The sequence below is a fragment of the Micromonospora globosa genome (assembly GCF_000717585.1).
GTDB lineage: Bacteria > Actinomycetota > Actinomycetes > Mycobacteriales > Micromonosporaceae > Micromonospora > Micromonospora aurantiaca.
The window spans coordinates 38,956-60,841 of the sequence record NZ_JNZR01000009.1; the positions used below are offsets into that span (position 1 = coordinate 38,956).

Consider the following 21,886-nt stretch of genomic DNA (forward strand, 5'->3'; position numbering starts at 1 on the left):
GCCGGCGGCGGGCCGTGACCCGTCATTCCACCGGCCGGTAGATCGCCGCCAGGCGCGGCAGGCGGGCGCGCATCTGCTCGTCGTCGTCGAAGTCGAAGTCCTCACCGGCCGGGTCGGCCGGCGCCGGGCCGGGGGGAGCAGCGTGGTCGGCGGCGTCGAGCGCCTCCCAGAACGCGTCGGTGCCGGCGCCGGTCGCCTCGGCGTAGGCGTCGCCCGCCGCGCTCAGCACCGCCTCGCACTCGACCGCGTCGTCTTCCGGGTCGACGCCGGCCTCGGCGAGTGAGTCGGAATCGGCGACGGCCCGCTCCCAGACCGCCCGCCCCTGCGCGACCAGCCAGCCGCGGAAGTAGTCGAATCCGTCGTCCGAGCAGCCGCCGCGCATCAGGTAGGCGGCCGCCCACAGGTCCCAGCGCCACGCCTTTAGATTCACGTCGTCGTACGCCTGCTGGAAGCCCACGATCGCTGCCGGGCTCAGCACCGACAGCTCCGCGACGAGGTGCCGGGCCACCGCGTCGGCCCCCTCGGCGGTGACCGTCTCGCGGCCCGCGGCACGGCGCGCCCGCTCCACGATGTCCCAGAACGTCTCCCGATCCACGGCGGGACCGTACGCCGGCCCACCGACAAGCTGTCAGCGGCCGTGTCAGCGCCGTGTCAGGGCGGTGGCGGTACGGCCGCCCATGGTGGTCGCATGACGAGTTCAGCGATAACGGTCTCCGGGCTGCGCAAGGCGTACAAGGACAAGGTGGTGCTCGACGGCATCGATCTGGACGTCCCCGCCGGGACGATCTTCTCCCTGCTCGGCCCGAACGGAGCCGGCAAGACGACAGCGATCAACATCCTGACCACCCTGATCCGCGCCGACGCCGGGTCGGTGCGGGTGGCCGGGCACGACGTCGTCACCGAGGCCAAGGCGGTCCGCGCGGCGATCGGCGTGACCGGGCAGTTCGCGGCGGTGGACGAACTGCTGACCGGGCGGGAGAACCTGCAACTGATGGTCGACCTCGGCCCGCGCAACCGCGTGCCCGGCAAGCGGGTCGTCGCGGAGTTGCTGGAACGGTTCGACCTGGTCGAGGCCGCCGACAAGCCGGTGTCGACGTACTCCGGGGGCATGCGCCGCAAGCTGGACCTGGCGATGACGCTGGTCGGCGAGCCGCGGATCATCTTCCTGGACGAGCCGACGACCGGGCTGGACCCGCGCAGCCGCCGCACCATGTGGTCGATCATCAGGGATCTGGTGGCCGGCGGCGTGACGGTCTTCCTCACCACCCAGTACCTCGACGAGGCCGACCGTCTCGCCGACCGGATCGCGGTGCTCGACCAGGGCCGGCTGGTCGCCCAGGGCACGCCGGAGGAGCTGAAGCGCCGGATCCCCGGCACGCACGTGCGGTTGCGGTTCGGCACCGTCGCCGAACTCGACGCGGCGGCGCTGGTGCTGCCCGAGGCGGTACGCGACGAGGAGGCGCTGGCGCTGCGGGTGCCCGCCGACGGCGGAACCGCGGCGCTGCGCGCCCTGCTCGACCGGCTCGACGCGCACGCGATCAACGCCGACGACCTGTCCGTGCAGACCCCCGACCTCGACGACGTGTTCCTGGCCCTGACGGGCCGTACCCCGGAGGTGGCCGCCAGATGAGCAGAAACCACTCGGTCGTCATGCTGCGCCGCAACCTGACGCACCTGCGCCGCAACCCGACCTCGGTGTTCAACGCGGTGCTGATGCCGATCATCGTCATGCTGATGTTCGTGTACATGCTCGGCGACGCGTTCTCCGTCGGCGTCGACTACGTCGACTACGCGACGCCGGGCCTGATGCTGCTGGCGGTCTGCTACGGCCTCGGCGGCACCGCGACGTCGGTGAACTCCGACATGACCAAGGGCATCATCAACCGTTTCAAGGTCATGCACGTCTCCCGGGGCGCGGTGCTGACCGGCCACGTCGTCGCCACCGTGCTGACGAACGTCCTCGCGGTCGCGGCCCTGGTCGGGGTGGCGTTCCTGCTCGGCTTCCGCCCGGCCGCCGATCCCCTGCACTGGCTCGGCGTGGCCGGCGTGGTGGTGCTGCTCAGCGTCGCCGTCAGCTGGTTCACAGTCGCGCTGGGCCTGTTCGCGAAGTCGCCGGAGTCGGCGGGCATGGCCTCCGTGCCGCTGGTCCTGCTGCCGTTCTTCAGCAGCGCGATCGTGCCCGCGGACAAGATGGGGCCGGGACTGCGGCAGTTCGCCGAGTACCAGCCGTTCACGCCGATCATCGAGACCCTGCGCGGCCTGCTCGACGGCGCGCCGTCGGCCGGCGACGTGATCCCCGCGGTCGTCTGGTGCGCCGGCATCGCGGTGGTCGGCTACCTGTGGGCGCGGTCCACGTTCACGAAGCGAGCGTGATCTCGACCAGCCGCTCCCAGCCGGTCTCCCGGCCCTGTGCGACCGCCTCGGCGAACTCCGCGTCGCCGAGGCGGTCGCGCGCCGCCGCCTCGATCCGCGGCACGTCGGGGTGGGCGCGGTCGGGCAGCCCGCGTACCGCGGTGGCGGCGCCGAGCAGCCGCGCCGCGTGGTCCGGCCGGTCCAGCCGCACCGCCAGGTCCGCGACACCGACGAGCACCTGCGCGGTCAGCGGCGCGTAGCCACCCTCGCGCGCCGCCCGGCACGCCGCCGCCCGATGGGTACGAGCCTGCTCGACGTCCTCGGCCAGGTAACCCAGCAGATCCTGGGTGCCCGCCCGGACACTCGCCAGGTCCGCCTCGTCGCCGAGCAGCGCCGACACCGACCGCAGCTGCGCGTACGCCTCGTCCGCGTCACCGTCGTGGCGGGCCAGGTACGCCCGGACCAGCGCCAGTTCGGCCAGCGCGCCCGGCCAGGCGACCCCCGCGGCGAGCCGGTGCGCCTCGGCCAGCGCGGCGGCGCTCGCCGTCTCGTCGCCGCCCAGCCGGTACAGCCAGGCCAGCCGCGCCCGCATCCGGATCACGTCCTCGACGGCGCCGACTTCGGTGACCGCCGTGACCGCCTGCTCGTAGTAGTCGCAGGCGGCGGCGACGTCACCGCGTACGGCGATCAGCTCGGCCAGCTCGCTGAGTGCGAACGAGATCCCGAAGCGTTCACCGACCGCCCGGAACTCGGCGAGCGCCTGCCGCAGGCACGCCTCCGCCTGCGCCGCCTCGACGCCGAGGATGACCCGCAGCTTGCCCAGGTGCAGCCGGGCCAGCGCGCGTACCCACGGGTCCTCATGGTCGAGCAGCGACTCCCAGGCGGGCAGCAGCGCGTCCGGCTCCCGCAGCATGCGCTCCATCGGCACGACCAGGGCCAGCTCCGGGTGACCACCGTGGCCTTCGCCGCTCAACCGGTACGCCTTGTGGATCCACTCGGCCGCGTGCTGCGCGTCGCCCGGCCCGGAGCTGAGGAACAGCACCACGAGTCCGTACACCACGGCTCGGATGTCGTCGGGCACGTCGCCGGGCGCCTCGGTGGCCGCGATGATCAGTTCCATGCCCTCGGTCCGGTGGCCGCCGAGCCACCAGTACCAGCCGGCGCCGGCCGCGAGCCGCATCGCCTCGCGCCCCTCACCCGCGGCGAGCGCCCCCCGCACGGCTGCGGTGATGTTGTCGTGCTCGGCTTCCAGCCGGGCGAGCCAGGTGAGCTGGTCGGCGCGGCGCAGCCGCGGCTCGGCGGTCTCGGCCAGCTCGGTGAAGTACGCCAGGTGCGCGCGACGGGCGAGGTCCGCCTCCCCCGCCTCGGCGAGCCGCTGCGCGGCATACTCCTTGATCGTGCCGAGCATGCGGTAGTGCGGCGCGACGTCACCGGCGGCGACCAGCAGCGACTTGTCGGTCAGCGCGGTGAGCAGGTCGAGCACGTCGCCCGGCTCGACGGCGCCGCCGGCGCAGACCCGCTCGGCCGCGTCCAGGCTCGCCCCGCCGGAGAACACCGACAGCCGGCGCAGCACCGCGCGTTCGGCGTCGCTGAGCAGCTCCCAGCTCCAGTCGACCATCGCGCGCAGCGTCCGGTGCCGGGGCAGGGCGGTCCGGCTGCCGCCGGTGAGCAGCCGGAACCGGTCGTCGAGCCGGGTGGCGAGCTGATCGACGGACATGGTGCGCAGCCGCGCCGCGGCCAGTTCGATCGCCAGCGGCATGCCGTCGAGCGCCCGGCAGATCCGCGCCATCGTCGTCGCGGTACGGGCGTCGAAGGCGAGGTCCCGGCGTACCGCCGCGGCCCGGTCCCGCAGCAGGCGCACGGCGGGCGACGACTCGACCTCGGCGATCGGGGCGTCGCCGTCCGGCAGGCCCAGCGGCGCGACCGGCCACAGCGCCTCCCCGGTGATGCCGAGCGGTTCCCGGCTCGTGGCCAGGATCCGCAGCCGCCGGCACTCGCCGAGCAGCCGGTGCGCCAGCGCCGCCGCCTGGTCGACGACGTGTTCGCAGTTGTCCAGGATCAGCAGCATCTCCCGGTCCCGGATCGCCGCGACGAGCCGGTCGGCCGGTTCCGCGCTGCCCGCGTCGCCGAGCAGCGCGTCGCGCAGGCCGAGCCCGGAGATCGTCGCCTGCACCACGTCCCCGCCGGCGCTGACGGCGGCGAACTCCACCAGCCACACGCCGTCCGGCAGGTCGCCCGTCATCCGGCGCCCGGTCTCCGTGGCCAGCCTGGTCTTCCCGGAGCCGCCCGGGCCGGTGAGCGTGGTGAGCCGGTGCTCGGCCACCAGCGTGCCGACCGCGGTGAGGTCGGCGTCCCGGCCGACGAAGCTGGTCAGCTCGGCGCGCAGGTTGGTGCGGCGGGTGTCCTCCCGGCGGACCGTCTCGCCGCGCAGCAGGGCGACGTGCAGCGCCGACAGTTCCGGCGACGGGTCGGCGCCCAGCGCGTCGGCGAGCGCGTCGGCGGTGCGCTGGTAGACCAGCAGCGCCTCGGTGTCGCGGCCGGCCGCGACGAGCGCGCGCATCAGCGCCGTGGCGAGCCGCTCGCGCACGGGATGGGCGGCCACCAGGTCGGTCAGCTCCGGGATCAGGTCGGCCTCCCGGCCGAGCCCGATCTCGGCGTCGTACCGGTCCTCCGTCGCGGTCAGGCGCAGCCGTTCCAGCCGGGTGGCCGCCGCGTCGAGCGCCGGACTGTCGGGCAGGCCGATGTCGCGCAGCGCGTCGCCGCGCCACAGGCCCAGCGCCTCGCGCAGCAGCCGTACCCGCTGCGGCCCGTCGCCGTCGCGGGCCCGGCGGACGAGACGCTCGAACCGTACGGCGTCGACGGCGTCGGGCTCGACGGCGAGCCGGTAGCCGTCGGGCAGCCCGTCGACGGTGCCCGCCGGCAGCGCCTTGCGCAGCCGGGAGACCAGCCGTTGCAGCGCGTTCGCGGCGTCGGCGGGCGGCTGCTCGCCCCAGATCCAGTCGACGAGCGTCGCCTTCGGGACCACGCGACCGGGCTGGAGCGCGAGGGCGGCCAGCAGCCCGCGCAGCCGCGCGCCCGGCACGTCGGCCGGTACGCCACCGTCCGTGGTGACCTGGAACGGCCCGAGCAACCCGATCTGCACCCGCCGATCCTGCCACGCCCGGCGACCGGGTCCGGTCCGCCGCCCCCGCCGGTCAGGTGGCCAGGCGCAGGTGGCGGCGCTGCCGCAGCCGCACCGCGGCGGCCGCCACGACCAGCAGCGTGAGTGCGACAGCGAAGGCCAGCCCGTGGGTCAGGCCGCGGTTGAGGTAGCCGCCGTCGGTGTGGTCGACGGCGTACGTGGCGAGCTCGCGGCTGAACCAGAACGGCAACGCGCGGGTGGCGCTGCCCGCCGGGTCCATCACCATCTGGAGACCGACCACTGTGAGCAGCACCAGCGTGCCCTCCAGCTCGCGCGGCAGCACGGCGCTCAGCAGCAGGCCGAACGGCACCGACACGAACACGGTCAGCGCCATGATCAGGGCGATCGCGCCGTACCGGACGTCGCGCTGGTCGGCCAGGACGAGCAGGAAGTACGGAGTGGAGAGGAGCATGCCGACGGTCCACAGCGCGAGCAGCCGGCCGAGCACCAGGTGCCGGCTGCCGTAGCCGGAGAGCCGCAGGCGGGGTTCGATGCCGCGCGCCGCGCTGCCCGCGAACAGCGCGGCGGTGCTGAGCGCCCAGCCCAGGCCGAGGCAGACGAAGCGGATCGACTGTCCGAGGTGGTCGCCGCGGCGGCTCAGATAGAACGCCAGCGGCATCAGCAGCAGGATGACCAGCACGGTACGGCGGCGCAGCAGCTCGCGCAGGGCGGCCTCGGCCACCACCAGGGTCCGGCTCACGCGTCACGCTCCCCGGCCAGGTCGAGCACGACGTCGACGCGGTCGAGCTGGTTGAGCAGGTGGGTGACGACCACGACGGCCTTGCCGGCGTCGCGCCAGCGCCACACCTCGTGCCAGAAGTCGAGGTAGGTGCCCCTGTCGAACCCCTGGTAGGGCTCGTCGAGGAGCAGCACGTCCGGCTCGCCGAGCCGGGCCAGCACCAGGTTGAGCTTCTGCCGCGTGCCGCCGGAGAGGTGCCGGGCCTGGATGCGTCGCGGCGGTGTCCACTCCAGCCCGGCCGCCTCCGCGCGACCGGCCCGACGGGCCGCCGTCCGGCCCAGCCCCCGGCCGGCGCCGATCAGCACGAAGTGCTCGTCCGGGCTGAGGAACTCGGCGGTGCCGCCGTCCTGCGGGCAGTAGCCGAGCGTGCCGTGCACCTCGACGGTGCCCGCCTCCGGGCTCAGCAGGCCGGCGCAGATCCGCAGGAAGGTGCTCTTGCCGGCGCCGTTGGCGCCGACCACCGCCGCGATCTGGCCCGCCCGGACGGTGAGGTCGACCCGGTCCAGGACGGTCCGCCCCCGGTAGCGCTTGGTGATGCCGCGCGCGGCGAGCCGCACCGGTCCGGGCTGGCGACGTGGCGGTCGCACGTCGGGGCCACCGAGGCTGTCGACCACCGCCCGGGCGTACGTCTCCGGCGCGCCGAAGACCCGCAGCGGCGACTCCCCGCTGTCGAGCAGGTGGGTGGCCGCCTCGGCGACGACGTGACCGGTCAGGTCGGGCCCCACCCCGTGCCGGCGCAGCTCGCCGGTCAGGGCGGCGAGCCAGGGTTCGTGGTTCACCGCTTCGGCTCCTCGCGCAGTATCGTGCCCACGCTCGACGCGAAGGCGCTCCAGTCGATCGCGGCGGCCCGCAACGCCGCGCTGCCGGCCGGGCTGATCCGGTAGTACTTCCTCGCGGGCCCGGTCCCGCCCTCCCGCCAGTGCGCGGTGAGCAGGCCGGAGCGCTGCAACCGCAGCAGCACCGGATAGAGGGTGCCGCCCTGCACGGCGCCCAGCCCGTGGGCCCGCAGCGCCTGGGACAGCTCGTAGCCGTAGGACTCGCCCCGGCTCAGCAGCGCGAGCACGCAGAGGTCGAGCACCCCGCGCAGCCACTGCGCCCGCCGTTCCTGGTTCATCCCGCTCCGCACTGTCCCGATCGGACGACATCCGGCGATGACGGTAGCGCCGCTATCTAGGTAGCGCAACCACCTAGTGGGGCCTCCTCCGGTCCGGCGAGGCTGATAGGTTGCGCCCTCCGCACAGGTTCGACGGGGGAATGCGCATGTCCGACACGGGGGCCGGATCCGAGCAGGGACCGGCGGGGGACGCGGAACAGCGGGGAGAGACCGCCTGGATGCGGCCGGCCGGCGAGCCGCCCGGCGTTCCCGGGCCGCCACCACCGCCCGCCACCGGGCCGGGTCACGGGTCGCCCGTTCCGGGTTACGGGCCGCCCATCGCTGGTCCGCCGTACGGTCCGGCCACGCCGGCTGCGCCGTTCGGGCCGTACCCGCCACCCGGCCCGCCGTCGTCCGGCCGCAGCCGCGGTCTGGTCGTCGCCGTCGCGGTGCTGAGCGTGCTGCTGCTGGTGGCGTGCTCGGGCCTGATCGGCGGCGCGTTCCTGCTGGGTTCCTCGCCCCGCGAGACGGCCGGGCGGGAGCCCGCCGCGCCGCCGGTGGCGCCCTCGCGGTCGTCCGGCGCGACGCCCACGCCGGGTGCGACGGCGAGCGCGGAGCCGTCGGCGCGCGGGCCGCAGCCGAGCGACTTCCCGGCGGCGCAGATCTCCGATCTCAACGACGTGTGCGACGGGGTTCTCTACTTCCCGCAGTCGCCGAAGCGCACCGGAGCGGCGCCGCATCCGGTGGCACTGCTCGTCGGCACCGACCTGGGCACGGGCAACCGCCGCCACGACCAGGTCTACTACTACGACGAGGGCCTGTCGAAGCGGGTGGAGCGGACCTGGGCGTCGGAGGACCCGAAGACCGTGCAGATGGTCGCCTGCCTGGATCGCACGAGCACCGGCGCGACGATCCGCAAGTGCCGGTACGACGACCCGAAGCCGGACACGCTGACGCTGCTGAAGGCCACCTACCGCCTGCGGGTGTACGAGGTGGCGACCGGCCGCCGACTGCTGGACAAGACCATGGGCGGGGACGACCAGCAGTGCCCGTACGTGGTCCTGTACGGCTCGGACAAGAAGATCTACGCCGAGGTCAGCCACCGATCGCTGCTCGGGGCGCTGCGCAACCTGGTGAAGCGGTAGGCGGGCGACGCCGGCCGCGGTCCACCGGGACGATGTGGGGAAACCGGCCGCACGGCCCCTCGCGGACCGGCCGGGATGTTCGATACCATCGAACATCCCGGCGGACGTCCCGCCACCTCGACAGGAGGTCCCCGTGCGGCCCATGAACAGTCAGCCGCCGTCGGAGCAGGCCGGCTCCGGTGGCGCCGCGGACGAGAACACGCCCGCGGGCGTCGTCGGCGGCCGGATCCGGCGCTACCGCAAGGAGCGCGGGCTGACGCTGCGCGGCCTCGCCTCCCGCTCCGGGCTGTCCATCGGCTTCCTGTCCCAGGTCGAGCGGGGCATCTCCTCCATCGGGCTGACCGCCCTCGGCAGCGTCGCCAAGGCGCTCGACCGGTCGGTGGCCGACTTCTTCGACGCCGGCACCGCCGCGCCGGACAGCACCGTCTCCTCGCTTCCCCGGCACTTCACGCTGACCAGGGCGGAGACGGCCGCCACGCAGTACGTGTCCGGGCAGCAGACCTACCGCATGCTCTCCGACCGCGGGCCGGACCTGGTACTCGAACCGATGCTCGTGCACATCGCGCCGGGCGGGCGCCGGGAGAACGCGTACGGTCACCGGGGCGAGGAGTTCGCGTACGTCATCTCCGGCGAACTGCTCTACGAGGTCGAGGGCGTCGAGCACCGGCTGTTCCCGGGCGACAGCGTGCACCTGCGCTCGTCGGTGCCGCACCAGCTCTACAACGACACCGACGCGGTGACGACTGTGGTCTCGGTGGTCACGCCCCGCCTGTTCTGACCCGCGCCCCCGGGCACCACGAATCGCCCTCCGTGTTCACGTAGGTGAACCCGGAGGGCGATTCAGCGTCCGGCGTCAGCGGCCGAGGCGTGCGTCCACGGCGGTCATCGTGTCCTGCCAGACGGCCGAGGCCGGGTCGATGACGGCGAAGTGGTCCCCCGGCTGTTCGAGGTGGCGGATCTCGTCCCCGGCGGCTGCCGCCGCGGCGGCGTAGCGCCGGTTGGCGTCGACGAGGTCGAGGCTGTCCTCCGTTCCCTGCACGAGCAGTGTGGGCACCCCTGTCGGCAGCCGGAGCATCGGGTCGCTCTCGGCGTACCGGCGTGGTGCCGTCACCGGTGAGCCGCCCAGCGCCGCGGCGACCGCGCCGTCGCCGAGGTAGCGCCGCTCGCCCTCGGTGAGGTCGAGCACCCCGGCCAGCGACACCGCGAGCGCGACACGCGGCCCGCTCGTATGCGCGGCGAGGTCCGCCGCGGCGCGCAACGCGAGCTGCCCGCCGGCCGAGTGTCCCAGCACGACGATCCGGTCCAGGTCGACCAACCGGTCGCGGGCCGGTTCCCGCAACGCGAGGAGGCCCGCCTGCACGTCCTGTGTAGTCGCGTCCCAGCCGTGCCGGTCCGGGCGCCGGTACTCCAGGTTCCAGCTCGCGTACCCGCGCCCGGCCAGGTCGACGGCGAGCGCGTCCATCAGGTCCGCGCCCCAGATGGACCGCCAGAACCCGCCGTGCAGCAGCACCGCGACCGGCGCCGGCCCGGCGTCCGGGGTGGACGGCAGCCGCAGGTCGCCCCACTGGTCCGGGTCCGGGCCGTAGGCGATCCGGGTGGCCGGCGCGCGGAGGCGGTGCACGGCGTGCCGGATCGCCCAGGCCAGGCCCCACAGTCCCCGCCCGGCCAGGTGGACCGCCCCGGGCACCGGCGGCTCGACTGTGAGGTCGTACCAGACCGCGCCGGACGGCTGCGCGCCGATCAGGGCACGGGCCGCAGCCGTGGGGCCGGGGAGCACCACCACCGGCTGGTCGGTCGCGGCGAGCAGCACGCGCATCTCGTCGGCCGAGGCAGCGGTGACGACCCCGCCGGAGACGTCGAGTTCGGCGCAGGTGGCGGCGGTCAGCGACGCCAGCAGGGCCGCGTCGGCCACCAGGCCGGGGCCGACCAGGACGGTGAGCCGCACCTGACTCACCTGCGCAGCAACGGCAGGACGGCCGAGCCGAGCAGGTCGACGCCGCGCTCGTCGGTGAGGCCGTGCGGCGTGCCGAACTCGACCCGGCGCACGCCCGCGTCGATGAGCGCCTGGGCCTGCGCGGCGACCTGCTCCGGGGTGCCGGAGAAGGCGAACCGGTCGAGCACGTCGTCCGGGATCAGCCGGCCCGCCGCCTCGTCCTCGCCCGCGTCGACCAGCTCGCCGACGCGCTTGACCAGGTCGTCGGGCATCTCGACGGTCGGGTCCAGCTCGGCCACCACCGCCAGGTACATGGCCACCTCGGTGCGGGCCTTGGCGCGGGCCACCTCGCCGTCGGTGTCGACGACTGTGACAGCGCCGAGCACGATGCCGACGTCCGCGACGTCGCGCCCGGCCTTCTCCGCGCCGGTTCGCAGCCGTTCGCGGATCACCGGGACCATGTCCGGGTTGGCGCTGCCGCCCACCTTGATCTCGTCGGCGATCCGCCCGGCCAGCGCCGCGCCCTGCGGGCCCCACGCGCCGAGCAGCAGCGGCGGGTCGGGCCGCTGCACGTCGTAGCGCAGGGCGGTGCCGGGGGCGAGCGAGAAGACCTTTCCGGTGAAGCCGCTGCGGTCGCCGCGCAGCAGGCGGTAGACGACCTGGACGGCCTCCTCGATCGTGGTCAGCGGCCGCGGCTGCGGCAGGCCGACAGCGCCCAGCCAGGTCCCCCGGGCCAGGCCCAGGTAGGCCCGCCCGTGCGAGGCCAGGTCCAGGGCGGCGATCTGACCGGCGATCTCGTACGGCGCCATCGAGTACGGGTTCAGGCAGGCCGCGCCGAGGCGTACCCGTTCGGTCGCCTGTGCCATCTCCAGCAGCGGGAAGATCGGCGGCTGGTACATCAGGTCGCCGAAGACGGTGAGCACGTCGAAGCCGTGCGCCTCGGCGGCGCGGGCCAGCCGGGCGTAGGCGCCGGCCGGCTTGTCGCTCTGGAGGCCGAGTCCGATCTCGACGGTCATGTCAGGTCCGCCGAGTTCATCGTGCGCCGGCAGGTCCGTTCCACCTTCATGACGAGCCGCTCCTCCGGGTCGGGGCAGATGAAGTGGGAGTCCTGGGCCAGCCAGTCCCCCGGCGCCAGGTCACGCTGCTTGGCGGCGAGGAAGGGCAGCACCGAGGCGAGCGCGTACACGCAGAAGTGCTTTCCCTCGGGCAGCCGCAGGTGCGCGCTGTTTGTCAGTTCGAAGTGGTCGCCCACGGCCATGCCGCACACCGACCGGCCCTCGATCCGGTCGACTGTCACCTTCAGGTCGTAGATCTCCATGTCGCCGTCGGCGCTGTCGCTCACGGCCCCTCCCCCTTGTCGATCCGTACGATGATCTTGCCGGTGGTCCGGCGTTCGGCCAGTTCGGTGAGCGCCGCGGGCGCCTCGTCCAGCGAGACGACGCGGCTGACCGGCGGCCGGACCGCGCCGGAGGCGCACATGTCGAACAGCTCCTGGTAGGCGGCCTCGACGGCACTGGCCCGCCGCCACGGGTACTGCGAGCCCCAGGACAGGCCGACGAGCGTCGCGTTCGCCGCCATCAGCCGCAGCGGGTCGACAGGCGGCGGTGCGCCACCGGCGGCGCCCACCGCCACCAGGCGTCCCTCGAACGCGAGGCACTCCCAGGAGCGGGCGAACACGTCGCCGCCCACCGGGTCCACGACGACGTCCACGCCCCGCCCGCCGGTGGCCGCGAGCACGGCGGGCACGAAGTCGTCCGCCGTGTAGTCGATCGCCACCTGGGCGCCGTGGTCGCGGCAGATCGCGATCTTGGCCGGACCGCCGGCGGTGGCCAGGACCCGCGCGCCACGGGCGACGGCCAGCTGGATCGCGGCGATGCCCACCCCGCCGGCGCCCGCGTGCACCAGCACCGTCTGCCCGGCCGTGAGACCGGATCGTTCCAGCGCGAACCACGCCGTCTGGTAGGTGACCGGCAGCGCCGCCGCGGTGACCGGATCGACGGTGGACGGTCGCGGCACCACCACCGCGGCGTCCACAGTCACCGTGCTGCCGAGCGCGCCGCGCGGCAGCGCCGGGCAGGCGAGCACCTCCTGACCCAGCAGGTGCTCGGCCCCGGCGCCGGCGGCGACGACCCGGCCGGCCGTCTCCACGCCGGGTGTCATCGGCGGGTCCGGCCGCACCGGATACTCGCCCCGGCAGAGCATGACGTCCAGGAAGTTCAGCCCGACCGTACGGACGGCGAGCTGCACCTCACCGGGGCCGGGCGGCGGGTCGTCGGGCAGGTCGGCGACCGACAGCACGTCCGCCGGCTCACCGGTCCGCCCGGCGACCAGCCGCCGGATCACGCCGCGCCCACCGGTTCCCGGACCAGCTCGGCGTGGTGGTGCACGATCACCCAGCGGCCGTCGATCCGGCGCACCACGTCGGTGACCCGGGTGATCTCCGGCTCGTCGTCCGGGCCGAGCTGCGAGACCAGCTCGTACCGGGCCACGCCGAAGTCCTCCCACACGTCGATGCGCTTGTCCCGCGGGGCGAGCACCGCCAGCCGGGGCCGCTGCCCCGCGGCGTCGCGCCGGGCGCGGTACTCGTCCAGTTCGGCCCGGGTCCGCAGCGGCCCGGGCAGGTGCGTCTCCCAGGTGGTCACGTCGGGGTCCAGGTGCGTGTCGAACCGCTGCTGGTCCCCCGCGAGGAACGCGTCGTACATGTCGTCGATGCCGGCGGCGATCTCCGCCGCGCCTGCCTGCGCGAACGTCATCGCGTCTCCTCCTGGTTACGGTCGTCGCGGGCGATCTGCCCGCCCTTCATCACCCACCGCACGTCCCGGAACGCCGAGGTGTCGGCGAGCGGGTCGGCGTCGGTCGCGATCAGGTCGGCGAGCTTGCCGGCCTCGACCGTGCCGAGATCGGATTCGGCGCCGAGCCACCGGATCGGGCCGAGCGTGCCGGCGTGGATGGCCCGCGCGGCGCCGATCCGCTCGGACATGTACTCCAGCTCCCGGATCGAGGCGGTGGTGCCCTCGAACTCCCAGAACGGGGGGACGTCGCTGCCGAGCAGCACCTCCACGCCCGCGGCGATGGCCATCTCGAAGCTCTCCAGGTGCCGGGGGCCGGCGCCGAGCGACCGGCACTGCATCCACTCCGGCACGCCCAGCTCGTCGAAGAACTCCTTGCAGCGCGTCACCAGCAGCGTCGGCACGAGCGCCGTGCCACGCTCGGCCATCCGCGCCGCGACCTGCGGGGTGAGCTGGTAGCCGTGCTCCACACAGTCCAGTCCCAGCTCGACCGCCGCGCCGATCACCTCGGCCGGTCCGGCGTGCGCTGTCACCTTGCGGCCCCACGCGTGCGCGGTCTCGATCGCCGCCGTCATCTCGTCGGCGAAGAGCTGCGGCGTGTGGATGCTCTCGTGCTCACCGGCGATGCCGCCCGAGATCATCACCTTGATCAGGTCCGCGCCGGCCTTGATCTGGCTGCGCACGCCCTGTCGGAAGCCGACCGGGCCGTCGCACTCGAGCGTGTCGTTGCCCTCGTGGCCGTGCCCGCCGGTGCACACCAGCGCCCGTCCGGCGGTGTAGATGCGCGGACCCGGGACACGCCCGGCGTTGATCGCCCGCCGCAGCGCGAAGTCGGCGTGGTCCTTCTCCGCCACGCAGCGCACGGTGGTCACGCCGGTGTGCAGCGTGCGCCGTGCCCCGTCGGCCATGTAGTGGGCGAGGTCGTACGCGCCCATCCCCTTGACGTCGTCGCCGGCGGAGCCGGGCAGCGACAGCGAGAAGTGGGTGTGCATGTTGACCAGGCCGGGCGTCACGTACGCGCCGTCGAGGTCCACCTCGGTCAGCCGGCCGGCGGCCCGCGCCTGCTCGGCCACCTCGGCGTACGGCCCGACGGCGGCGATCCGGTCACCCCGGACCCACACCCCGGCGCCGGTCACGGGCGCCATGCCGTCCACCACGCGGGCGTCCAGCACTGTGCAGTTGCCGAGCAGCACGCTCGGCTGTTCGGGCGAATAGGCGGCACTCACGCGATCACTCCATAAACGTCTCGGGCGGCCCGCGCAGAGACGTAGCCCTCGGCCACGTCCCGTCGCACCGCCTCCGGATCCCGACTCCTCGGGTCACCGTGCCCGCCGCCACCGGCGGTCAGCAACGTCACCCGATCCCCCACCGCCACCGCGGTACGCCGTGTGCTCACCCGGTGCTCCCGGTCCGTGCCCGGGAAGACGACCACCTGGTTCGGCTCCGGCTGCTCGCCGCCGGCCAGCGCCCACGGCGCGCTCTTCGTCTTCTTGATCACCGACAGGAACTCACCCGGCGTCACGAACCGGATGTCCCGCCGCAGGCCGCACCCACCCCGGAACCGGCCGGCGCCACCGGAGTCGGTACGGATCTCCAGGCGCTCGAAGAACATCCCGGTCTTCGACTCCAGCACCTCAACCGGCGTGTTGCGCGCCTGGGTCTGGCACAGGTGGTTCGCCGGTCCGATGCCGTCGTGCCGGGGCGTGCCGCCCCAGCCGACCGGGTCGTTGTTGCTGACCGCGAACATGTCGCCGGTGTCCGGGTGCCGGCCGACCATCATGAACCCGGGCACGTCGCCCCCGGAGGAGGCGGCCAGCCGGTCCGGCATGCCCTGCGCCAGCGCCTTGAGGATCAGCTCCAGCGCGACGGTGCCGGTCCACTGGGTGAACGTGGCGGCCGGATACTGCGCGTGGAACAACGTACCGGGCTCGGCGCGTACCCGCAGGGGCGCGAAGTGCCCGGCGTTGGTCTGCTCGTGCGGCGTGGTGACGCCCTTGAACGCGACCCGGCAGGTGGCGATGGTCGCGCCCAGCGGCAGGTTCACCGGCCCGGGCACCGCCGGGGACGACCCGGCGAAGTCCACTGTGAACTCGCCGTCGGCGACGGTGACGGTGACCCGCATCCGGATCGGGTCGTCGCTGACCCCGTCGTCGTCGAGCCAGTCCTCGGCGGTCCAGCTGCCCTGCGGCAGCGCGGCCACCGCCTCCCCGGCGCGCCGCGCGGCGGCGTCGATCACCCGGTCGACGACCGCGTCGACCACCGCCGGACCGTAGTCGCGGTACAACTCGGTCACCCGCCGCTCACCGGTACGCAGCGCGGCGATCTGCGCGTTGAGGTCGCCGAGGACGAGTTCCGGCATCCGTGAGTTGAACCGGATCAGCTCGTGGATCTCCGGCACCGGCTCGCCCCGGGAGTACACCTTCGTGCCGGGGAAGATGATCCCCTCCTGGTGCATGTCCGTGGAGTCGAGCACGTAACCGGGATCCTTGGCGCCCAGGTCCATCCAGTGCGCCCGGATGCACAGGAAACCGATCAGCTCCTCGCTGTCCGGCAGCACCACCGGCGCGAACATCGTCGCGTCGTACGTGTGCGCCGCGTTCCAGTACGGGTAGTTGAGCAGCACCACGTCGCCGCGGTGCAGGTTCTCCACGCCGACGTACTCGACGCCCTTGCGCAGGGAGTAGTCGTTGGCGCCGAGGAAGCGGGACAATCCCGTCGACTCCGCGACCAGCCGCAGCCGCCGGTCGTAGACGGAGATGCCGAAGTCGTACACCTCGTAGATCACCGGGTTGAACGCGGTGCGCACCAGCGCGGCCCGCATCTCCTCGGCGGCCGAGACGAGATGGCTGCGGACGACCTCGACGGTTGCCCCGTCGACCGTCGGCTCACCCATCGACGTCCACTCCGTAGACGTCCCGGGCCGCCTCCGGGGAGACGTAGCCCTCGGCCACGTCGCGCCGGACCGCCTCGGGGTCGCGGCCGCGCGGGTCGCCGTGCCCGCCGCCACCGGCGGTCAGAAGGGTGACCCGGTCGCCCACAGCGACCGTCGTGCGCTTGGTGCTCACCCGGTGCTCGCGGTCGGTGCCCGGGAACACCACGATCTGGTTCGGCTCCGGCTGCAAGCCGCCGTCGAGCGCCCACGGCGCGCTCTTCGTCTTCTTGATGACGGTGAGGAACTCACCGGGCGTCACGAACCGGATGTCCCGCCGCAGGCCGCAACCACCACGGAACCGGCCGGCGCCACCGGAGTCCTCGCGGATCTCCCAGCGCTCGAAGAACATCCCGGTCTTGGCCTCCATGACCTCGATCGGGGTGCCCCGGCCGGTGCTGCCGGAGACGTGGGTGGCGGCGTCCATCCCGTCGTGCTGCGCGGTGCCGCCCCAGCCCACCAGGTCGTTGTTGCTGACCGCGAACATCTTCCCGGTGTCCGGGTGCAGGCCGACCATCATGAAGCCGGGCACGTCGCCGCCGGAGGAGGCGGGCAGCAGGTCCGGCATGCCCTGGGCCAGCGCCTTGAGGATCAGCTCCACCGCGACGATGCCGGTCCAGAGCGTGAACGTCGGCTGCGGGTAGACGGCGTGGAACAGCGTGCCCGGCTCGGCCCGCACCTCCAGCGGCGCCACGGTGCCGGCGTTCGACGGCTCGTCCCGGGAGGTGAGCGACTTCAGCACGACCTTGCAGATCGCCTCGGTCGCGCCGAACGGCATGTTGATCGGGCCGCGGGTGGCGGGCGCCGAACCGGCGAAGTCGACGACGAAGCGCCCGTCGGCGATGGTGACGGTAACGCGCATCTTCACCGGGTCGTCGCTGATGCCGTCGTCGTCCACCCAGTCCTCGGCGGTCCAGGTGCCCTGCGGCAGCGTGGCCAGCGCCGCGCGGGCGCGGGCCTCACCGTCGGTGATGATCCGGTCGATCGCCTGGTTCACGGTGTCCCGGCCGAACTTCTCGATGATCTCCAGCATCCGCCGCTCGCCGGTGCGCAGCGCGGCGATCTGCGCGTGCAGGTCACCCAGCACCGCGTCCGGCATCCGCGAGTTGAACCGGATCAGCTCGTGGATCTCGCGCACCGGCTCGCCCCGGGACACGACCTTGGTGCCCGGGAAGATGAGCCCCTCCTGATGCATGTCGGTCGAGTCAAGCACGTAGCCGGGGTCCTTGGCGCCCAGGTCCATCCAGTGCGCGCGGACGCAGAGGAAGCCGACCAGGTCGCCGTCCGCGTCGGGGTCCGCCTCGTCCGGCCGGAACACCGGCGCGAACAGCGTCGCGTCGAACGCGTGCGCCGCGTTCCAGTACGGGTAGTTGAGCAGCACCACGTCACCGCGGTGCAGGTTCTCCCGGCCCACGTACTCCACGCCCTTGCGCAGCGAGAAGTCGTTCGCGCCGAGGAAGAACGTCAGCCCGGTGGCCTCGGCGACCAGCCGCAGGTCGGCGTCGTACATCGACAGGCCGAAGTCGTGCACCTCGTAGATGACCGGGTTGAAGGAGGTACGGATGAGGGTGGCCCGCATCTCCTCCGCGGCCGACAGCAGATAGCTGCGGACGACCTCGACCTGGGCTCCGTCCAGCGTGGTCATGCGGCTTCCTCCAGGGTGACGAGCAGGTATCCGTGGTCGTCGACGGTGACCCGCTGGCCGCTGGGCACCACTGTGGTGGAGGTGCCCTCGTCGATCAGCGCCGGTCCGTCGAAGGTGTCGCCCGGCTCCAGGCGGGCCCGGTCGTAGACCGCGAACGGCACCACCGCCTGCTGCCCGAAGTCGTAGGCGTCGCGGTGCGCCAGCAGCGCCTGCGACGGGTCGCCGTCGCCGCGCGGCAGGGTCTCCAGCTCCGGCCGGTCGGTGCGCCCGATGCCGCGTACCCGCAGGTTGAGGATCTGGAGCGGGTTGCCCATGGTGTGGCCGTACCGGGTGCGGTGCGTCTCGTCGAACGCGGCGCGGATCGCGTCACGGTCCAGCTCACGCCCGACGGTGACCATCAGGCTGTGCTCCTGGCCGAGGTAGCGCAGCTCGAACTGCCGCTCCAGTACCGCCTCGCCGGCCGGCACGCCCTGCGCCACCAGCGACGCGACCGCCTCGGCCTCAACGGCCTTGAACAGCTGCTCCAGCTCCGACAGGTCGGCGTCGTCGAGCGTGGCCATCACGGTACGGCTGAAGTCGTTGACGATGTCGGCCGAGAGCATGCCCCAGGCGGAGAAGCCGGACGGCGCGAACGGCACGACCACCTCGCCGATGCCCATCTCCCGGGCCAGCAGCGGTGCCAGCAGCGGGCCGGCGCCACCGAACGCGAGCAGCGCGAACTGCCGGGGGTCGTGCCCCCGCTCGACGGTGATCTGCCGGACCGCGCCGACGGTGCGGGCCAGCAGCACGTCGAACACTCCCGCCGCCGCGTTCTCCACGCTCAGGCCGAGCGGGTCGGCGAGCTGCTCCTGGATCGCGGCGCGCGCCTCGGCGTCGCGCAGCCCCATGGTGCCGGCGAGGAAGCGGTCCGGGTCCATGTAGCCGAGCACCACCGCCGCGTCGGTGACAGTCGGCTTGGTGCCGCCACGGCCGTAGCAGACCGGGCCGGGGTCGGCGCCGGCGCTCTGCGGGCCGACCTTGAGCAGGCCGTGGTCGAGCCAGGCGATCGAGCCGCCGCCGGCGCCGATGGTACGGATGTCGTACGTCGGGATGAGCAGCGGGAAATGCTCCAGCTGGGCCTCGTACGCGGCGACCGGGTTGCCGCGCTCGATCACGCAGGCGTCCAGCGAGGTGCCGCCGATGTCGAACGTGAGCACGTTGTCGCGGCCCAGCTCGGAGGCGACGTAGGCGGCACCGACGATGCCGCCGGCCGGGCCGGACAGCACCGTGTGCGTGGGGGCGGTCTTGGCGACCGCGCTGGTCATCGAGCCGCCGCCGGAGCGCATGATCAGGAAGCGCCCGGAGAAGCCGCGCTCGGCCAGGCCGGCCTCCAGCTCGTCCACGTACCGCTCGAAGATCGGCCGGATGTACGCCTCCAGCACCGTGGTGCTGGTGCGCTCGTACTCCCGGTACTCGCGCACGATGTCGGTCGACAGCGACAGGCTGACCTCGGGGAACTCCTCGTGGATCAGGCGCGCGGCCTCCCGCTCGTGGCTCGGGTCGAGGAACGAGTGCAGGAAGCAGATGGCGATCGAGGTGACCTGCTGGTCCACCACGAGCGTGCGGGCGGCCTCCCGGACGCTGTCCGGGTCCAGCGGCTCCACCACGCGGCCCCGGTAGTCCAGCCGGCCCCGCACACCGGCGGTGAAGCGGCGCTGCACCAGGCTCTCCGGCCGCTGGTACTGGAAGTCGTACATGTGGTCGGACGGCACGTTGCCGCGGCCGATCAGGAAGACGTCCCGGAAGCCCTCGTTGGTGATGATGCCGGTACGGCCACCACGGCGTTCCAGCACCGCGTTGAGGCCGAGGGTGGTGCCGTGGATGAACAGCTCCACCTCGGACAGGTCGGTGCCGAGCGCGGTGATCGCGTTGAGGACACCGTCCGCAGGCCGGGCCGGGGTCGTGGCCGCCTTGCGGAACCGGACCCGGTTGGTGCGAGTGTCCAGCTCCATGGCGTCCACGAAGGTCCCGCCGATGTCGACGGCGAGCCGGATGGGGCGACGGGTCATGGCGTGACAGCCTGCCTTCCGATGAGGGCGGGAAGCTCGGGAACGCGCCAGCAGGCGGCCCGGCTCTCGCCGTACGACTGAAGCTCCTGCTGCTCCGCTCGGCACCGGTCGGTGACGAACGGGCACCGGGCGGCCAGTGGGCACCCGGTCGCGGCGTCGGCTTCCTCCAGGTCCTTGACCAGCTCGACGGCCTCGCCGTCGGACCCGGTCGTCCCGCCGAGGCGGGGGGCGCTGCCCAGCAGCGCGCGGGTGTACGGGTGCCGGGGCGTGTCGAAGACGACGTCCACCGGCCCCTCCTCGACGACCCGGCCGAGGTAGAGCACCACGACGCGGTCGGCGAACCCGCGCACGGTGGCCAGGTCGTGGGAGATGAACACCGAGGCGCGTTCCGCGTCGGCGGCCACGTCGGCGATCACGTCGAGGATCTGCGCCTGGACGGTGACGTCCAGCGCCGAGGTCGGCTCGTCGAAGACGATCAGGTCCGGCTCGCCGACCAGCGCGCGGGCGATGCCGATGCGTTGCGCCTGACCACCGGACAGCTCGTGCGGGTAGCGCTGGAGGATCGACCGGTCCAGCTCCATCCGGTCCAGCACGGCGGTGACGCGCTCCTCCCGCTGCGCCGGGGACAGGCCCGCGGCGCGCAGCGGCTCGGCGATGGAGTCGCCGACGGGACGGCGCGGGCTGAGCGAGCCGATCGGGTCCTGGAACACGAGCTGGGCCCGGGTCCGTGCCCGGCGCAGTGCCCGGCCCCGCGGACGGGGGCGGCCCGGCTGCTTGACCAGTGCCTGCCCGGCGACCGTGACGGTGCCGGACGTGGGCGCGACCAGGCCCATCACGAGCTTCGCGAGGGTGCTCTTGCCGCAGCCGCTCTCGCCCACCACACCGAGCGTCTCGCCCGGCCCGAGCCGCAGCGTGACGCCGCGCAGCGCGTGGTGCCCGCCGGAACCGAACCGGCTGCGGTAGACGACGTGCGCGTCCTCGATCTCCAGCACGGCGGGCTTCGCGTCCGCGCCGGCCGAGACCGCGCCGGACGCTGCCGGCGTGTGCGACACCTGCGGCACGTCGGCGTCCAGCGGCCGGGTCTGCGGGTGGAAGCAGGCGAGCGACCACTCGCCGCCACCGGGTACCGGCACTGTGGCCGGGCGCCGGGACGAGCAGGTGCCGTCGGCGTGCGCGCACCGGGCGACGAACGGGCAGTTGTGCGGCTCCTGCGTCAGCAGCGGCATGGCGCCGGGAGTGGCGACGACCGGCCGGCCGCCGACGTCCGGCACCGAACGCAGCAGCGCCCGGGTGTACGGGTGCGCGGGATCCCGCAGCACCTGCGCGGCCGGTCCGCTCTCCACCACGGTGCCGGCGTATAGCACCACCACCCGGTCGCAGACCTCCGCGATGGAGGCCAGGTCGTGCGAGATCAGCAGGACGCCCCGGCCGTCGGTGTCGGCGGCGTGCCGGAACTGACGCAGGATCTCCCGGGTCAGGGTCACGTCCAGGCCGGTGGTCGGCTCGTCGGCGATCAGCAGCTCCGGCGCGCAGCCGGTGGCCAGCGAGATCATCACCCGCTGGGCCATGCCGCCGGACAGCTCGTGGGCGTACGCGTCGAGCCGCCGCTGCGGGCTGCGGATGCCGACCGCCTCGAACAGCTCGCGCGCCGCCTCCCGGGCCCGGTCGCCGGACATGTCCTGGTGGGTGGCGAGCCGGTCGACGAGCTGCTTGCCGATGGTGCGGGTGGGGCTGAGCGCGCCGCGCGGGTTCTGGAAGCAGATCGCCACCCCGCGCCCGCGGTGGGCGGCGAGCGCGGTGTCGTCCATCCGCAGCACGTCCGAGTCGCCGAACAGCACCCGGCCGGTGGCGTGCGAGCCGCCGGGCAGCAGCCCGACGACGGCGCGGGCCACCATGCTCTTGCCGCCGCCGCTCTCGCCGACCAGGCCGACGACCTCGCCGGGCCGGACGGCGAAACTGACGCCGCTGAGCGCGGCGACCTGCCGGCCGGGCCGGCGGATCGTCACGGAGAGGTTCTCGATCGACAGCATGG

19 protein-coding genes are annotated in these 21,886 nt (G+C 73.7%); 4 read left to right on the forward strand and 15 right to left on the reverse strand.

All coding sequences use genetic code 11. The annotated features are described in order from the left end of the window. Nucleotides 1-22: 22 nt before the first annotated feature. Nucleotides 23-595: a DUF4240 domain-containing protein gene (locus IF06_RS0111330; RefSeq protein WP_030270822.1), complete on the reverse strand. Its 573-nt coding sequence runs from the start codon at nt 593-595 to the stop codon at nt 23-25. 93 nt (nt 596-688) lie between these two features. Between IF06_RS0111330 and IF06_RS0111335 the strand changes: the two genes are divergently transcribed. Then, nucleotides 689-1,630, forward strand: a complete 942-nt coding sequence (locus IF06_RS0111335) for a daunorubicin resistance protein DrrA family ABC transporter ATP-binding protein (RefSeq protein ID WP_013285168.1) — start codon at nt 689-691, stop codon at nt 1,628-1,630. Further along, on the forward strand, nt 1,627-2,373 hold the full coding sequence (locus tag IF06_RS0111340) for an ABC transporter permease (RefSeq protein ID WP_013285167.1): 747 nt from the start codon (nt 1,627-1,629) through the stop codon (nt 2,371-2,373). The genes IF06_RS0111335 and IF06_RS0111340 overlap by 4 nt, the downstream gene beginning before the upstream one ends. Here IF06_RS0111340 and IF06_RS0111345 read toward each other — a convergent pair. The 4 genes from IF06_RS0111345 to IF06_RS0111360 are packed head-to-tail and all read right to left on the reverse strand — an operon-like array spanning nt 2,357 to nt 7,386. Further along, a complete protein-coding gene (locus tag IF06_RS0111345) occupies nt 2,357-5,494 on the reverse strand; it encodes a BTAD domain-containing putative transcriptional regulator (RefSeq protein ID WP_030270824.1) in 3,138 nt (1,045 codons plus the stop codon). The genes IF06_RS0111340 and IF06_RS0111345 overlap by 17 nt on opposite strands. 52 nt (nt 5,495-5,546) lie before the next feature. After that, nucleotides 5,547-6,233 (reverse strand): hypothetical protein, encoded by a 687-nt coding sequence (locus tag IF06_RS0111350; RefSeq protein WP_013285165.1) that lies wholly within the window; start codon nt 6,231-6,233, stop codon nt 5,547-5,549. After that, nucleotides 6,230-7,051 carry an ATP-binding cassette domain-containing protein gene (locus IF06_RS0111355; protein ID WP_013285164.1) on the reverse strand — a complete coding sequence of 274 codons (822 nt, stop codon included), beginning with the start codon at nt 7,049-7,051 and terminating at the stop codon, nt 6,230-6,232. Before IF06_RS0111355 ends, IF06_RS0111350 begins: the two co-directional genes overlap by 4 nt. Beyond that, entirely contained in the window at nt 7,048-7,386 is a 339-nt protein-coding gene (locus tag IF06_RS0111360; protein WP_013285163.1) for a PadR family transcriptional regulator, read from the reverse strand. The genes IF06_RS0111355 and IF06_RS0111360 overlap by 4 nt, the downstream gene beginning before the upstream one ends. Nucleotides 7,387-7,532: 146 nt before the next feature. On the opposite strand from IF06_RS0111360, the gene IF06_RS0111365 reads away from it, so the two are divergent. Both IF06_RS0111365 and IF06_RS0111370 read left to right on the forward strand, forming a co-directional pair. Next, the gene (locus tag IF06_RS0111365) at nt 7,533-8,510 is read left to right on the forward strand and encodes a hypothetical protein (RefSeq protein ID WP_030270827.1); all 978 of its coding nucleotides are present in this window, start codon (nt 7,533-7,535) and stop codon (nt 8,508-8,510) included. 142 nt (nt 8,511-8,652) lie between these two features. Next, nucleotides 8,653-9,288, forward strand: coding sequence for a helix-turn-helix domain-containing protein (locus IF06_RS0111370; RefSeq protein WP_221488115.1), 636 nt, complete (start codon nt 8,653-8,655; stop codon nt 9,286-9,288). 75 nt (nt 9,289-9,363) lie between these two features. On the opposite strand, the gene IF06_RS0111375 is transcribed toward IF06_RS0111370, so the two are convergent. The 10 genes from IF06_RS0111375 to IF06_RS0111420 are packed head-to-tail and all read right to left on the reverse strand — an operon-like array spanning nt 9,364 to nt 21,884. After that, nucleotides 9,364-10,455: an alpha/beta hydrolase gene (locus IF06_RS0111375; protein WP_232236660.1), complete on the reverse strand. Its 1,092-nt coding sequence runs from the start codon at nt 10,453-10,455 to the stop codon at nt 9,364-9,366. Nucleotides 10,456-10,460: 5 nt separating this feature from the next. After that, complete coding sequence (locus IF06_RS0111380; protein WP_013285159.1) at nt 10,461-11,459, reverse strand: LLM class flavin-dependent oxidoreductase; 999 nt, start codon at nt 11,457-11,459, stop codon at nt 10,461-10,463. Then, a complete protein-coding gene (locus tag IF06_RS0111385; protein ID WP_013285158.1) occupies nt 11,456-11,785 on the reverse strand; it encodes a TIGR04076 family protein in 330 nt (109 codons plus the stop codon). Before IF06_RS0111385 ends, IF06_RS0111380 begins: the two co-directional genes overlap by 4 nt. Next, on the reverse strand, nt 11,782-12,786 hold the full coding sequence (locus IF06_RS0111390; protein ID WP_030270832.1) for a zinc-binding dehydrogenase: 1,005 nt from the start codon (nt 12,784-12,786) through the stop codon (nt 11,782-11,784). Before IF06_RS0111390 ends, IF06_RS0111385 begins: the two co-directional genes overlap by 4 nt. Beyond that, nucleotides 12,783-13,196 carry a nuclear transport factor 2 family protein gene (locus IF06_RS0111395; protein ID WP_030270835.1) on the reverse strand — a complete coding sequence of 138 codons (414 nt, stop codon included), beginning with the start codon at nt 13,194-13,196 and terminating at the stop codon, nt 12,783-12,785. The genes IF06_RS0111390 and IF06_RS0111395 overlap by 4 nt, the downstream gene beginning before the upstream one ends. Continuing rightward, nucleotides 13,193-14,458, reverse strand: coding sequence for an amidohydrolase family protein (locus IF06_RS0111400; protein WP_030270837.1), 1,266 nt, complete (start codon nt 14,456-14,458; stop codon nt 13,193-13,195). Before IF06_RS0111400 ends, IF06_RS0111395 begins: the two co-directional genes overlap by 4 nt. After that, on the reverse strand, nt 14,455-16,125 hold the full coding sequence (locus IF06_RS0111405) for a hydantoinase B/oxoprolinase family protein (protein WP_013285154.1): 1,671 nt from the start codon (nt 16,123-16,125) through the stop codon (nt 14,455-14,457). Before IF06_RS0111405 ends, IF06_RS0111400 begins: the two co-directional genes overlap by 4 nt. Continuing rightward, on the reverse strand, nt 16,118-17,806 hold the full coding sequence (locus tag IF06_RS0111410) for a hydantoinase B/oxoprolinase family protein (protein ID WP_030270839.1): 1,689 nt from the start codon (nt 17,804-17,806) through the stop codon (nt 16,118-16,120). The genes IF06_RS0111405 and IF06_RS0111410 overlap by 8 nt, the downstream gene beginning before the upstream one ends. Further along, entirely contained in the window at nt 17,803-19,854 is a 2,052-nt protein-coding gene (locus tag IF06_RS0111415; protein WP_013285152.1) for a hydantoinase/oxoprolinase family protein, read from the reverse strand. The genes IF06_RS0111410 and IF06_RS0111415 overlap by 4 nt, the downstream gene beginning before the upstream one ends. Beyond that, nucleotides 19,851-21,884: a dipeptide ABC transporter ATP-binding protein gene (locus IF06_RS0111420; RefSeq protein WP_030270841.1), complete on the reverse strand. Its 2,034-nt coding sequence runs from the start codon at nt 21,882-21,884 to the stop codon at nt 19,851-19,853. The genes IF06_RS0111415 and IF06_RS0111420 overlap by 4 nt, the downstream gene beginning before the upstream one ends. Nucleotides 21,885-21,886: the final 2 nt, after the last annotated feature.